General features: G+C 48.5%; 13 protein-coding genes, 1 tRNA gene and 1 riboswitch. Of the genes, 4 read left to right on the top strand and 10 right to left on the bottom strand.

Annotated elements, in window-relative coordinates; all coding sequences use genetic code 11:
• Positions 1 to 41 precede the first annotated feature (41 nt).
• The 8 genes from ccsA to FYJ51_RS08840 form a co-directional block, all read right to left on the bottom strand.
• Positions 42 to 827, bottom strand: a complete 786-nt coding sequence (ccsA, locus tag FYJ51_RS08870; RefSeq protein ID WP_154505056.1) for a cytochrome c biogenesis protein CcsA — start codon at positions 825 to 827, stop codon at positions 42 to 44.
• Positions 827 to 2,077 (bottom strand): cytochrome c biogenesis protein ResB, encoded by a 1,251-nt coding sequence (locus tag FYJ51_RS08865; RefSeq protein ID WP_154505054.1) that lies wholly within the window; start codon positions 2,075 to 2,077, stop codon positions 827 to 829. Before FYJ51_RS08865 ends, ccsA begins: the two co-directional genes overlap by 1 nt.
• Positions 2,078 to 2,183: 106 nt before the next feature.
• The gene (locus FYJ51_RS13740; protein WP_235897267.1) at positions 2,184 to 2,531 is read right to left on the bottom strand and encodes a group II intron maturase-specific domain-containing protein; all 348 of its coding nucleotides are present in this window, start codon (positions 2,529 to 2,531) and stop codon (positions 2,184 to 2,186) included.
• Between the two features lie 62 nt (positions 2,532 to 2,593).
• Positions 2,594 to 3,460: a group II intron reverse transcriptase/maturase gene (ltrA, locus tag FYJ51_RS08860; RefSeq protein WP_235897265.1), complete on the bottom strand. Its 867-nt coding sequence runs from the start codon at positions 3,458 to 3,460 to the stop codon at positions 2,594 to 2,596.
• Positions 3,461 to 4,025: 565 nt separating this feature from the next.
• On the bottom strand, positions 4,026 to 5,315 hold the full coding sequence (locus tag FYJ51_RS08855; RefSeq protein WP_154505052.1) for an ammonia-forming cytochrome c nitrite reductase subunit c552: 1,290 nt from the start codon (positions 5,313 to 5,315) through the stop codon (positions 4,026 to 4,028).
• Positions 5,316 to 5,756: 441 nt separating this feature from the next.
• The gene (locus tag FYJ51_RS08850; RefSeq protein ID WP_154505050.1) at positions 5,757 to 6,137 is read right to left on the bottom strand and encodes a hypothetical protein; all 381 of its coding nucleotides are present in this window, start codon (positions 6,135 to 6,137) and stop codon (positions 5,757 to 5,759) included.
• A 221-nt stretch (positions 6,138 to 6,358) separates the two neighbouring features.
• A complete protein-coding gene (locus FYJ51_RS08845) occupies positions 6,359 to 6,805 on the bottom strand; it encodes a GatB/YqeY domain-containing protein (protein ID WP_105302729.1) in 447 nt (148 codons plus the stop codon).
• A gap of 2 nt (positions 6,806 to 6,807) precedes the next feature.
• Positions 6,808 to 8,031, bottom strand: a complete 1,224-nt coding sequence (locus FYJ51_RS08840; protein WP_154505048.1) for an FAD-dependent oxidoreductase — start codon at positions 8,029 to 8,031, stop codon at positions 6,808 to 6,810.
• Positions 8,032 to 8,350: 319 nt separating this feature from the next.
• Here FYJ51_RS08840 and rpoE point away from each other — a divergent pair, with 319 nt between their 5' ends.
• Positions 8,351 to 8,707: a DNA-directed RNA polymerase subunit delta gene (gene rpoE / locus FYJ51_RS08835; protein ID WP_167836428.1), complete on the top strand. Its 357-nt coding sequence runs from the start codon at positions 8,351 to 8,353 to the stop codon at positions 8,705 to 8,707.
• Between the two features lie 79 nt (positions 8,708 to 8,786).
• Here the strand turns inward: rpoE and FYJ51_RS08830 are convergent, their stop codons facing one another.
• Positions 8,787 to 10,151: an NCS2 family permease gene (locus tag FYJ51_RS08830; RefSeq protein ID WP_154505046.1), complete on the bottom strand. Its 1,365-nt coding sequence runs from the start codon at positions 10,149 to 10,151 to the stop codon at positions 8,787 to 8,789.
• A gap of 78 nt (positions 10,152 to 10,229) precedes the next feature.
• Positions 10,230 to 10,329, bottom strand: a riboswitch (purine riboswitch).
• A gap of 70 nt (positions 10,330 to 10,399) precedes the next feature.
• Between FYJ51_RS08830 and FYJ51_RS08825 the strand changes: the two genes are divergently transcribed.
• The 3 genes from FYJ51_RS08825 (at position 10,400) to FYJ51_RS08815 (ending at position 12,578) form a co-directional block, all read left to right on the top strand.
• The gene (locus FYJ51_RS08825; RefSeq protein WP_105302725.1) at positions 10,400 to 11,710 is read left to right on the top strand and encodes an ATP-grasp domain-containing protein; all 1,311 of its coding nucleotides are present in this window, start codon (positions 10,400 to 10,402) and stop codon (positions 11,708 to 11,710) included.
• Positions 11,707 to 12,462 (top strand): esterase family protein, encoded by a 756-nt coding sequence (locus FYJ51_RS08820; RefSeq protein ID WP_105302724.1) that lies wholly within the window; start codon positions 11,707 to 11,709, stop codon positions 12,460 to 12,462. The genes FYJ51_RS08825 and FYJ51_RS08820 overlap by 4 nt, the downstream gene beginning before the upstream one ends.
• Before the next feature lie 36 nt (positions 12,463 to 12,498).
• A tRNA-Leu gene (locus FYJ51_RS08815) sits at positions 12,499 to 12,578 on the top strand.
• A gap of 239 nt (positions 12,579 to 12,817) precedes the next feature.
• On the opposite strand, the gene FYJ51_RS08810 is transcribed toward FYJ51_RS08815, so the two are convergent.
• Positions 12,818 to 13,324 (bottom strand): hypothetical protein, encoded by a 507-nt coding sequence (locus FYJ51_RS08810; RefSeq protein WP_154505044.1) that lies wholly within the window; start codon positions 13,322 to 13,324, stop codon positions 12,818 to 12,820.
• Between the last annotated feature and the right edge of the window lie 176 nt (positions 13,325 to 13,500).

Here is a 13,500-nt window from a genome sequence, read left to right as displayed (position 1 = left end):
TCATTTCTTTTTCCGTTAATCGTAAGTTTATGCCGAAGGCATCAGCTGTAGGAATGCAGACCTGGCATCAGGGTATTTACTCCGATGAAGGTAAACAGAACAACCGGTATCGCAATGATGGCGTACCAAGCCATGAATACGCCCTTCTTCTTTTTTGATAGGCGCAGATGCAGATAGATGGAATAGAGAATCCACGTGATCAGTGCCCAGACTTCTTTCGGATCCCAGGTCCAGAATGCCGACCAGGCTTCTTCGGCCCATACTGCCCCGATCAGGATCGTTACAGTCAGCAGCAATAGTCCGATAGCGATCAGACGATAGGCGAAGTAATCAATTTCCTCCAGTCTTTCGTCATCAGGACTCTTTTTATGAATGAGAAGATAACGGATTCCGGATGCACCTGCAAGCATAAATGATGCGTAAGCAAATGCTGCAGAGCCGATATGAATGCCGAACCAGATGGATCTCAAAGCCGGCATCAATTCCGTAATCTCTCTCGGCTGCATGGCCGCATATAGCAGGATCGCCCAGGTCATGAAGATACCAGGCGTCGTGATCCAGTCTGCATGGATGGTGTAATGCATGATAATGAGGATCAGCGCAATGCCCCACGAGAACGTTGCGGCAAATTCAAACTGATTGGACATCGGCAGCCGACCTGCCCGGATCCCGCGGATGACCAGGTATACCGTTGCCAGCACTGCCCCTGCCATAAACAGATACCAGGCGATCTTCTTAAGCTTTTCTTTCTTCCAGACACCTGCAATGAACTGCAGGACGAGACTGATGAAATAAGTGATCAGCCCGGCAAAAAATAAGTAGTCCATTATTTTCTCCTGTTCTTTAACGCCATGCGTATCATCATCCTGACATCTTCCGGTTTATTTCCGTAAATGTGATAGCCATCCTCATAGATGCCAACCAGTACCGGCTGGAAAAGGAAAGTCAGCACGAATCCGATCGTCATGATCAGGAACGACAGTATGAGCAGCAGCGATATGATCCGGCTGCTCTTCTTGATGCGAAGTCCCGGATATTCCGTCGGATCTTCAAAATGGAAATGAAGACCGCCGGCTTCGATATCATCCCCCGGGAAGGCAAGCATCGGGGTCATCTTCAGATCATCATTCTCATTGCTTTCTTCGTCGTTGTATTCCACAAGATTGAAGGTATAGACCGGATTCGGATATGATCCGGTAACCGACGTAGTCAGAGAGAAGTCATCCCCATCCTGCTCAAAGTCCGGATACAGGGCATTGAAGTAGATACCCGTATGTCCATCCTTGGAAAGAAATACGTTGTCTTCCAGATAGATGTGATCTTCATTCCCATCATCGTCTGTGACGGTTACCGAGCCGATCGTTCCATAAGTCTGCTGGTATACCTTATAATCCCCCAGTGCCACAGGATGGTTGACAGAAGTCTCCCTGAGACTGCTTGATGTGCCATCGGGAAGAGTAACCTCGATTGTGCTGCGATAATCCAGATCGCCAGTTTGATCTTCGATATGGAATGAATCTACATAAATCTGTGTACCATCATCCATGGTAATTGAATCTTTCGGCATGCAGGTCTGATCGATAACCGTCGGCGTATACATTGCCATGGCAAAGAAGATCACCGTCAGAAGAATACCAAGATGCGTAATGAACGTACCATACCGGCCGATCCGGTTCTTCTCATAGACCTTGACACCAGCTATTTCGGTCTTATGGCAATGATGCTTTTCCAAGGTATCTTCAATCAGTGCCAGTTCTTCCTGAGGTGCAGTCACATCAGCTTTGCCCAAGGACACAGCACTGATTTCTTTCTCCGGATCAATGCGGCGCCACCTGAGCACTGAACACATGGCAAGATTGATACAGAGGAGTACGACTAGCACAACAAAATACCAGCTTGTAAACACATGGTTCAGCTGCAGTTTCAGCAGAATCCCATACCAGGAATAATTGCGCACATAATACATTGCTTCTTCACCCTGGGGGATGACGCTTCCGGCAATGGAGATCAATGCGATCAGACCTAAAAGGATCAGACCGAACTTCATGGATCTGAAAAAACTGAGAACTTTCTTCATAGTCTCTCTCTTTTTTTAATCGAGTAGGAGGAATCCCATCCAGATGATGAGAATTCCGACCTCTCACACCACCGTACGTGCCGTTCGGCATACGGCGGTTCAAAACTTAACAACATGCGATATGCACTGACGCATACTGGTCTGCTAGCGATAGCAGACCCTTTTTGGCTAGTATGGGCTTCGTAACTGTGCGTGCCATGATTGGGCTTGACGCGACGCGCGCGTATCCCTTGCGGCTGTTCGACCACATATAGGCCCTCTCTTCCGGCACTCCCAGCTTCCTTAGACCCCAGCGTCTTCTCTGTGGCGTCTTCCATTGTTTCCATATGCAGATTCTTATTCGCATCCGCAGCCATCCGTCGACAGTCTCCATCCAGTTCTTCATGTCAGCTATCCGGAAGTAATTGACCCATCCACGTATGATCGGATTGATCTTTCTAATTCTCTCCTCCATCGACATTGGCTCGCTTCTGCTTGTTGCTGCTTTTAGTTTCTGCTTCAGCTTTTCGATCGACTTCAGGTGTGGTTTCGGTTTCCAGCCATTCTTGTTGTAAAGAAACTATAGCCGAGATATTTCATCTCATTCGGCCGGCATACCTTTGTTTTTGTTGCGTTCACCTGCACCTTCAGGTGTTTCTCAAGCCAGTTGACAACCGATTTCATCACCCGGTTAGCGGCCACTTCACTATGCACGCAGATAATGACATCGTCCGCATACCTCGTGTATCGCAGTCCGCGTCTTTCCAGTTCCTTATCGAACTGGTTCAAGTAGATGTTTGCGAGCAGTGGGCTAAGGTTGCCTCCCTGCGGAGTTCCCCTGTCGGTTGCCTGAAAGACTCCCTCCACCATTACTCCACTCTGCAGTATTTTCCGTATGAGCGATTCTGTGTCCGGATCGTGGATTACATGATGTACCAAAATCATCAGTATGTCCTGGTTGACGTTATCGAAAAACTTGGAAAGGTCCATATCAACGATCCAGTCATAGCCATCGTTCATGTACTCAAGCGCTTTGATGATTGCGTTTTCACACCGTCTTCCCGGTCTGAACCCGTAACTTGTCTCCGAGAATTCTTTCTCGAAGATCGGGCTCAGCACCTGATAGACCGCCTGTTGAATCCAGCGATCTTTCACACTTGGAATTCCAAGGTCCCGTTTACTTCCGTCCGGTTTCGGTATCTGGACTCTTCGGACCGGGAGTGGTTTGTACTTTCTGTTTCTTATTTTGTCACAGATTTCCTTCCCGGACTCCTGAATGAATTCGTCCAGTTCCTCCGCCTTCATTCCGTCAACTCCGCAGGATCCTCTGTTTCTCTTGACCGCTTTTCGGGCCGCATCAAGATTTTCTTCACTTAGGATTTCCTCCATGAGCTTCGTTGCCATGTTGTGACTTTCCTCCTTCCTTTCGCGCATCGGATTTCCATCCTTAAGAGCCTTTTTAGCTCAACACGGGATGTTATGAGATTTCCGACTACGACAATGAAAACTTGTAAGTCTCGTTTTGTTCAGCCCTTCGGCGTTTCCACCTACTATGGCTTCTGCTGACTTCTCATGATTCGTTGTTACTACGCTTTCGCTGCGCGGCGTTCTCCGCCTCACGTATGCGTTCATGAGACCTCCCGGGGTAAGACCCGCATCCTTTCCTCCATACATCTGCCGCATTTACATCCTTCAGTTTCTTCCCGCCAAGCTATTGGGTTTATGTTGTTTCGCACACTCGCCCTACTTCGGACTGCCTCATGCGATTCGTGTTCCTCAGACCGGAGGTTTGCCTATGCCTTCTTTCAGATTCCACCTCACGATGGACACCCTTGGCGTTCGGCTAGTGGTTGGCGTTGGCAGACATCGCCCCCACAGTGGACTTTCACCACCAAGATACGTGCCATGCCCGGCACACGAAAAAATACCACCCACCTGTGCGGATGGTATTTTCTGATGCGTTTCAGATTCAGAACTTGGCAAGTGCCTGGTCAACCAGTTCTTCTGCCTTATCCAGCGTTTCTTTGGTCAAAGCGCTGTTATGGACACCTTCACTGTTTTCAACAAAGACAAAGTCCCAGTAGAACTGTGCATCACGATAGAGTGAACGAACAGTATCAAGATCTTCATCCGACATGGTTCCATTGTTAACAGCATCTGTCAGCTTCTCATCGAGCTGAACCAGCTTCTGGCCGATCTCGGTTTCCCGTGTCGTTGTTTCATCCTGAATTTCCTTGACCTTTGCCTTCAGAGCATCAAGGTCCGAATGGCACTGAGCACATGTGCTGTTCATGATCGTATCGCTCTGTAACGGTGAGATCCAGTAATGACTTGTATAGGCTGTGCCATCTGCCGCCGTTTCCTTGGCCATATGGCAATCCGCACAAGTCAGATCGAAGGATTTATGAATGCTTCCTTCTCCATAGTAAGTCTCAAACTCTGGATGCTGAGCCTTCAGCTTGCGCGTGCCTGTGGATTCATCCACCCAGTCAGCAAACTGATTGCCTTCTGTATCTTTCACTGAATTCTCATAAGCCAGAATGTCTTCCGGATTCATCGTATCCAGACCATGATAGCCAAGCGTTGTCGCCTTGGTTTCCGGATCGAAATAATACTCCGTATGACACTGAGCACAGGAGAGATCCGCAGCCGGCACCGTATTCAGGTCATCCCCGAGCGCATCTGCCAGATAACCATGGGTCACATACATCTCACCCGGTGTATTCTCATGGCAGTGGAAACATCCGAAGGGATCCTGTACTTCACTCTTGAAGTCATCAAAAGCCATAGCATAAGCACTGTCGCCTTCGTTCAGCACCTTAGCAGTGAAATCTGATGTCTTGCAGGTAAAGCAGTTTGCAAGCTTATGCGGTCTACCTGTGGCATAGAGATCATCAATATCGTAAGTATGACCTCTGGCACTGCCATAAGAGATCGCAAAGCCATAGCCTTCATACAATGTCTTGAGGTAAGGCGACTGTTCAAGATAGTCAACCACCTCATCATTCTCATTATTCTGCATGAAAGTCTCATATTCGTTGGTAAATTCAGAAGACCAGTCATCTGCCTTCGTTACCGTGATGCCCGTACCAGTTTCGGCGATCTTGGCGCCAAGAACAACTTCTGTTTTTGCAGGTTCTTCCCGCTGTACGCCCGCCGTGACTGTTTCTGGTTTATTATTTCTCCCGATCAGACCAAGACATATGGCAACGACGAATAATCCGGCTGCTGGCAGTTCACCTTTCCATTTGCTGTCCATAATAATCTCCTTTTGTCTGAGACAATTACCTATTGTTATTTTATTGACATCCGCGGTACTGCGTCAATTGGAAAATGACCATTTTTTCACAGCAGAGCAGCAGGATGGTCCAGCCGTCCTTCTCTTGCCGGCATCTATTTCCCAGTGAAACAATCCGGATCAGATTCCTTCAATTCTGAATGCTTCAGCGGCTGTTCTCCGCGTTTTCTCGTATACCGCCTTTTTAGAAAATGCAGATTGCTGCACATCTGTAAACCAGCAATGCAGAAACAATTACCTCAGGAAAAACTTGCCAGCAAGTTTGAATACCAGCACAGAATTCAGATCAGGTTTAATGCGTTTATATACTTTCTCAGATTCAGATCTTTTACTAACAAATGAAAAACCGGCTGATCTGATCCGAGCGTAAGCTTCAGATCAGATCATTACCGGTGTTTAAAATCAATGCTTCTTCAGTATCATTCCCGCTCCGACAGCAACAATCAGAGAACCCATCAGTTTCATCATTGTGCCGAACGGGCTGAATGAATCTGCTGTATTCGGAACCTGTTTAGCAGGAACGACATGTGTCGAAGAAGTCTTTCCTGCGATATTTGTCTGAACCGTCTTCGCTTCTCCGGAAGCTTTGTCCGGCTTGGAAGTTGCCTTAGAAGCTTCTGTAAATACATACAGAGGATTAGCAGCGTCAGACTTGTCGATATTCAGCGTGAATCCATCACCTGCTGAAATATCAAAGTCAGCATTCTCGGAAGACACATTTACCTTGAAGCTGGTCTTCTTCCTGACAACTGCAGAGAGCTTATTAGCTGAACTGATTCTCACAGTGCCGCCTTCGCTCACATGATCAACTGCTTCCTAGTTATCCTTCATGAAACAGCCCTGGCCTTCAAGGTCATTGCATAACACGCATTTAACTAATACGAAAACAAGAATAATCCTTATATTAATAGAGACTGTCCATCTGAATCAGAAGATTTCTTCATTCTGCATCTTTGTGCGTTCATTTCGGGCATAATGAAAGGAGCTTTCGCTCCTTCCTCTGTTCACTTCAGAATGGTTCCGAGAACCTTGTTCACGGTCTTTCCGTCAGTCTGGCCTTTGTACTTTGCCATCATTTCCTTCATGACCGGCCCCTGATTCTTCTTGATCGGATCAAGACCCTTCTCCTGCAGAATCGATTCGATTGCTGCCTTGATCTCATCTTCACTCATCTGCTTTGGAAGATAGCTTTCCAGAAGAGCAATCTTCTTGTTGGTCTCTTCCAGAACATCCGTACGATCTGCAGGAGTCTCTGCCAGAGTCTCTCTGGTCTGCTTCAGTTCCTTCTGCACATAGGCAAGCTCTTCTTCCTTTGTCAGAGTCTTGCCGCCCTCTTTTTCTGCCAGGGCAATACTGCTGATCAGAAGACTCAGAACGCCTTTTTTCAGAGTGTCATGATTCTTCATTGCCATCATGTTCTCTTTGCGAAGCTGTGTAAGTAACTCTCCCATTTTTATTCCTTCTTTCCCATTAAAGCAGAATCAATTGCCATAGCACTCTTCTTAGCTGTGGCAGCTGCTTCTACTACTGTTTTAGCACCAAGTCTCAGATCACCGGCAGTCCATACCTTATCCAGGCTGGTCTTTCCGTCGTCGTCAGTCTTCAGGTAATGCCATTCATTCAGTTCCGGCAGCGTGTCTCCGAATACGGAAAGATCGATCGTTTCACCTGCGGCGACCAGCAGCGTATCACACGGAACCTCATGATCGGTATCCGGCAGGATCTTCGTCACGACTTTGCCGTTCTCATCGGTGACATTCTCGCACTTGCGGAAAATGACAGAATGATCTCTCACTTCAACCGGTGCTTCAAATACTGAAAACTGAACCCCTTCGTTCTTTGCCTCTTCTACTTCAAGAGGATTCGCAGGCATGTTGGCAAACGTCTTGCGGTAATAGACCCAGGTGTCTTTTCCGAAACGCTTTGCAGTCCGGCATGCATCCATGGCGACATTGCCGCCGCCGATGACAATGATGTGCTCTCCTAGATCTTCCGGCTTCGGATCCTTGAGCCAGCCGATTGCATGCATCACATGCGGAAGATCCTCTCCCGGAATTATCAGGGCTCTCGGCTTCACGGCACCGCTTGCCACGAGCACTGCATCATGATTCTCAGCAAGACTGCTGACCGTCATTTCCGAGCCGATCTTCACGTTCGGATGGAACACGACTCCAAGTTCCTTCAGAATGCGCTCATAGGCATCCGAATACTTCCGATCAAGCCGGAATGGCGGAATGCCATAGCGCAATACCCCTCCTGGGCGGTCATTATCATCATACAGGTCAATCGCATATCCTTTCTGAGCAAGCAGAATCGCAGCCGTCATTCCGGCAGGACCAGCCCCGATCACGGCAGCATTCTTCCCATTCTGCTCAGGCTTTTTTTCATGATGGTTCAGCAGATATGCTTCGCTGATTTCCTGCTCGATTTCATACCAGCGGACAGGGACATTTCTTGCATTGAGCACACAATGACCATAGCAGAACTTCTTCCAGTCACACACTTGAGAAGTAACTGCAGTCATCGGGTTATTCTGAAACAGCACTCTGCCTGCTTCTTCCAGTTTGTCTTCCCGATAATATCTCATGCACTCAGGAACCGGGGTATGGACGGGACAAGCATCCGAACATCTTGGTTTCGGGCAGAGCAGACATCTCATCGCTTCCTGATTCTTCATGATACGTTCTCCCTTCTGCAGGGAACATTATAATACATGTGCTCTTCTTCAGAAGGACCTGCCTGGCAGAAATATACCAGTTCTGAACAGAATGTGATGCATTCCTGTCTGAAGGTGTACCGCAGCGAATACTGAAACTCATCTCAGCAGAATCCATGTTCGTGCACATGGAAAAGACAGTTCCGATTTCCCATTCCATCCAGACGTTAACAATCACGGAATATTGTGCATAAATGCGCGGAAATTAATGCTTGACTCCATACATGTTCGGCGCTATATTTTACGTCGCTGTGAACTAAGGAGGATACTGTACAGATACATGAGCACGAAGAAAACCCTGACGGACTATGCGTTCGATATTCTGTCTGCCGCCGGAAAGTCTGCCGCCTTCAATGATCTGTTCGAAGCTGCCGCGGAAGCTGCGGGAATTCCTGAATCCATGAAGAAGGTCAAGAAGCGCAAGCTTTACGGAGAACTGAATGATGACAGCCGTTTTGTTTCCCTTCCAGGCAACGTCTGGGACCTCAAGAATCGGGTGAAGTTCGAAGACACCCAGCATAATCTCGATTTCGAAGATGACAATGATGATGACGATGATGATATGAGCCTCGAGGATTCTGACGAAGACGAAAAAGAAAATGAGCTCGATGTTCCAGGGGAGCGGATTGAATACTAGACTGCGCTATGCAGTCTTTTTTATAAGCGAAAGGCAGGTGTTTCCACCTGCCTGCATGCAATATTCTGTATCGGTTCTGTCAGATCAGCAGATACTTCAGAACGAAGAGCACTGCCAGCACATACATCAGCGGTGACAGATCCTTGCCCTTGCCAGTCAGGAGATGAATGACTGCGCAGCTGATGATTCCGAATGCGATGCCATCAGAGATGGAATAGGAGAATGCCATCATGGTCATGCAGATGAAGCACGGAATGGCATCCGTCAAATCAGACCAGTTGATCTTCGTGACCTGCTGAACCATCAGGAAGCCGACGACGATGAGTGCCGGTGCTGTTGCAAAGCTCGGAATGGTGAGGAAGAGCGGAGTCAGGAAGAGCGACGCAAGGAACAGAACGCCGACCGTGCAGCTGGTCAGACCGGTTCTGCCGCCTTCGGTGATACCGGAAGAAGATTCCACAAAGGTTGTGATCGTGGAAGTTCCGCAGCATGCACCAGCAACGGTACCGACGGCATCAGCGAGCAGGACGCCCTTGATTTCCGGGAGCTTGCCATCCTTGTCGAGCATGTCTGCCTTGGAAGCACAGCCGATGACGGTTCCGATAGTATCGAAGACATCAACAAACAGGAACGCAATCACAACAGCGAGGAAGTCCAGGAAATGGCTGCCGATGAAGCCGAAGTCAAACTTCATGAACGTGCTGGACATGGAAGCCGGAGCAGAGAAAATCGCAGTCGGGATGACAGAGAAGTAGGAAACTCCATCCGGATGATAGAGACCGGTAAGTTCGCACAGGATTCCAAGTACCCAGGTAATCAGAATGCCATACAGCATATAGCCTTTCTTGCCCTTGATCAGCAGCAATGCTGTAATCACGACGCCGATCATAGCCAGGATGACGGTGATGCCGGCAGTGGTGAAGGTTCCGGTTTCAATAGAAGTCTTGAAGGAGAACAAGCTGACGAGCGTGGAGGAATCCACGATGATGCCGGCATTCTGCAGACCGATGAAGCAGATGAATAAGCCGATGCCGACGGATACAGCAGTCTTCAGAGAGAATGGGATGGCATCGAAAATCTTCTCGCGGACGTCTGCCAGAGACATCAGGATGAAGATGATGCCTTCCACGAGAACTGCCGTCAGGGCTACCTGCCAGGAATAGCCCATTGCCCCGCAGACCGTGTAGGCAAAGTAAGCATTCAAGCCAAGCCCGGCGGAAAGCGCGAATGGCTTGTTGVAAAATGCCGCCATGGCGAAGCAGGCAATTGCTGATGCGACTGCCGTTGCGGTGAGCACGGATCCGGCATCCATTCCGGAAGCACTCAGAATGCTTGGGTTGACAGCCAGGATGTAGACCATCGTCATGAAGGTCGTGATACCGGCGGTCAGTTCAGTCTTCACATTGGTGTGGTTCTCGCTAAGCTTAAATACCTTTTCAAACATGAAAAAATCCCCTTTCTGCCCACATATCAGAAACGAGGAAAAACGGTCTGCATTCTTCCTATCCCCTGAAGAGTGCAGAATAGTCTCTATATCAATCGTAGTCCCGCAGTTATGGCTGCAGGGTAGAGACACTTCCGCCAATCCGAAAGCATATACGATATGTGGATACCCGGGTATTATAGCATGTCTGACAGAAAATCGGTCGGGTGTTCATATTTGTGCTAAAATTTGCCGTACAGGAGGCCGATATGAAAAACTTCGTATTTATTTCTCCGAATTTTCCGAGAACCTACTATCAGTTTCCGAAGGCCTGGAAACAGATAGGCGGCACTTCCTTATGCATCGGAGAAGACCCCTATGACTCTCTTTCAGAAGAACTGAAGGAATCGATGGATGAATATTACCAGGTCAGTTCAATGAAGGATTATGACCAGATGTACCGGGCAGTGGCATGGTTTGCACATAAACACGGCAAGATCGACTGGCTGGAGTCCAACAACGAATTCTGGCTGGAGCAGGACGCTAGACTCCGGACAGACTTCAATATCACGACTGGTGACAAATCCGATTCCGTGATGCGGTTCAAGACCAAGTCCAATATGAAGGCATTCTATGAGAAGGCTGGCGTTCCTACGGCCCGCTGGCATCTGGTCACGACGATCCAGGAAGGCCAGAAGTTCGTGCAGCAGGTCGGCTATCCGGTCATCGTGAAGCCGGACGACGGCGTCGGTGCCAATGCGACCTGGAAGATTTCAAATGATCAGGAGCTGGAAGACTTCTATCATCAGAATCTGCACTGCCAGTACATCATGGAAGAATATGTTCCTGGCTATATCGTGAGTTTTGACGGCATCGCCGATCAGAACAATCAGATCATCTTCAAGACCAGCCACGTATTCCCGGTTGCCATCATGGATATTGTGAATACAAAGGGAGAATGTTTCTACTATAGTGTGAGAGACATTCCGGAAGATCTGGATCAGATGGGAACTGCTGTCATCCATGCCTTCGGAATCAGAGGAAGATTCTTTCATACCGAATATTTCCGGCTCACGGAAGACAAGCCGGGACTCGGAAAGAAAGGCAGTCTCGTCGGCCTGGAAGTTAACATGAGGCCGCCGGGAGGATATACGCCGGACATGATGGACTTTGCCAATGACATCAATGTCTACCGGATCTATGCCAACATGGCAATGTTCAATGAAGGTCTCTACAAGACCGATCGGCCGTATTACTGCGTATATTGCGGTCTGAGAGATTCGGTTGCCTATGAGCATGACAGTGCTGCGGTCTACCGCCAGTACGGGCAGGCTATCTGCATGCATGAACGCATGCCGGGGATCCTCGGATCTGCAATGGGTGATGATGCCTATATTGCGCGTTTCCGCACGATGGAAGAAGTCAATGAATTTGCCAAGTACGTATTTCTCCGCAAAGGCAATGTAGTCTCTCCGGACGAAGCGGCAAATGAGCTGGCTGAGAAAGTCAGCGAACAGGAAGCAGAAAAGGCCAGCACGAAACGGAAAAAGGCTGCAGGGAAAAGCGGAAAGACGGAATGAAGACAGAATATTTCAAGGAATACAGCAATAACCTCGGAAGAGATATGGAGTACAAGGTATACGGCCATGCCGGGAAGCCCGTCCTGGTATTTCCGAGCCAGGATGGCAGATTCTTCGATTATGAGAATCAGGGAATGATTGAAGCAGCCGCTCCGTATATCGATGCCGGAAGAATCCAGATGTTCTGCTGCGACTCCAATGATCAGAACAGCTGGTCCAGCAAGAGCTGGGACAACCGGGCCCGCATTGAGTCTCAGGAAGCCTATGTGCGGTATATCACCGAAGAACTTGTTCCGCGCATCCGCGAGATCAGCACTGCTGCAAATAACGGCAGACAGCCATCAGGCATTCTCACTACCGGATGCTCGATGGGCGGCACGCATGCGCTGAACTTTCTGCTCAGAAGACCGGATCTCTTCTCCGGGTGCATCGCTTTATCGGGTGCTTACAATGCAAGGCTGTTCTTCCCGGATTACTTCGATGATCTGGTCTATGCGAATTCCCCAGTGGATTATATCAACGGGATGCCATATGACCACCCTTATGTGGAGATGTACCGTCACCGCGATATCATCCTCTGCTGCGGCAGAGGAGCCTGGGAACATCCGATGCAGGAAGACAGTGCCCGCATGAAGGAACTGTTCGAGTATAAGAATATTCCTGCATGGGTTGATTTCTGGGGACCGGATGTTGCCCATGACTGGCCATGGTGGCGCAAGCAGCTTCCGTATTATCTGAACTTCGTATGCTGAACAATCTGTCTGCTGGTTGTGTTAAACTATAGGCACGCGCCTATGGCGGAACTGGCAGACGCGAAGGATTTAGGATCCTTTGGGAAACCGTGCAGGTTCAAGTCCTGTTAGGCGCACTGAAAACGGAGAGATTTCGGTCTCTCCGTTTTTCTGACTGCCAGCTATTCTGATGCAGAATCAAATAAGGATCAAATGACGAGCAAATAAGAATATGGCTTATTTAAGCCTTTTTCTTTCATTCTCATCGAAATTATCTCAAGTGAATCAAGTAAAAAGCGCAAAATGTCATGCGCCCGACATAGAAAAGCACAGCTTATCCAGCTGTGCATAAGCGATCCAGCAATAGAAGATATCGTCATTCTTTATGGAATGCCCGGTAGAATGCCTGCATGAACGAGTTCATCACGACATTGACCGGCTCGTTCTGCTTCAGGCATTTTCTGATGCAGTCCTTGAACTCATCCAGATTCATCAGATCGAAATCAAGATCAGCTCGCTCATCCGGGCGCTTATGGAAACGTTCAATGTATTCCAGATACAGATCTGTCAGTTCCTGGTCAATCGGGCCATGGTAATTCCGGAAATCTTCTGGTTTCAGAAGTGCTTCCGTTTCATATCCCTTCTTCAGGTCCACGACCGGAATTGATACCGTTTCCTGCCGGGAAGGAATCTCCACCGCAGCAATCTCAGAAGCCCGGATATTCTGGGAGAAGAAGCCATTGAGCAAGGCAACGGAAAAAGAGTCATCGGATGCGTTCTTCACTTCTTCAGGGTTGGAAATATAACCCGAATGGCGGGAACCATCTTCCGTGACAAGGGTCACAAAGCTCTGCAGATAAGGAATCAGTTCTTCTTTCTTCATATAACCTGAATTATTATAAAGTGCTTGTTCCTAAATTACATCAGCCTTCAATCGAGTAGGAGGATGAGAGCGTGAGCTCTCATCTTTTTTCCTCTCACACCACCGGAGAAGCCGTTCGGCGTCCGGCGGTTCGAAGCACCAACAAATTACATCACTGTTACATGTACCAAGGTAAA

This window comes from Stecheria intestinalis, from assembly GCF_009696165.1.
Classification (GTDB): domain Bacteria; phylum Bacillota_I; class Bacilli_A; order Erysipelotrichales; family Erysipelotrichaceae; genus Bulleidia; species Bulleidia intestinalis.
Note: the sequence above shows the minus strand (reverse complement) of the source record. Positions and strands in the feature narration are given on the sequence as shown.

Coding starts and splice junctions, on each gene's coding strand:
- rpoE (WP_167836428.1), top strand. CDS start 8,351: ATGAGCACGAAGAAAACCCTGACGGACTATGCGTTCGATATTCTGTCT.
- FYJ51_RS08865 (WP_154505054.1), bottom strand. CDS start 2,077: ATGAAGAAAGTTCTCAGTTTTTTCAGATCCATGAAGTTCGGTCTGATC.
- FYJ51_RS13740 (WP_235897267.1), bottom strand. CDS start 2,531: ATGGAGGAGAGAATTAGAAAGATCAATCCGATCATACGTGGATGGGTC.
- FYJ51_RS08810 (WP_154505044.1), bottom strand. CDS start 13,324: ATGAAGAAAGAAGAACTGATTCCTTATCTGCAGAGCTTTGTGACCCTT.
- FYJ51_RS08820 (WP_105302724.1), top strand. CDS start 11,707: ATGAAGACAGAATATTTCAAGGAATACAGCAATAACCTCGGAAGAGAT.
- FYJ51_RS08855 (WP_154505052.1), bottom strand. CDS start 5,315: ATGGACAGCAAATGGAAAGGTGAACTGCCAGCAGCCGGATTATTCGTC.
- FYJ51_RS08825 (WP_105302725.1), top strand. CDS start 10,400: ATGAAAAACTTCGTATTTATTTCTCCGAATTTTCCGAGAACCTACTAT.
- ccsA (WP_154505056.1), bottom strand. CDS start 827: ATGGACTACTTATTTTTTGCCGGGCTGATCACTTATTTCATCAGTCTC.
- ltrA (WP_235897265.1), bottom strand. CDS start 3,460: ATGGCAACGAAGCTCATGGAGGAAATCCTAAGTGAAGAAAATCTTGAT.
- FYJ51_RS08845 (WP_105302729.1), bottom strand. CDS start 6,805: ATGGGAGAGTTACTTACACAGCTTCGCAAAGAGAACATGATGGCAATG.
- FYJ51_RS08840 (WP_154505048.1), bottom strand. CDS start 8,031: ATGAAGAATCAGGAAGCGATGAGATGTCTGCTCTGCCCGAAACCAAGA.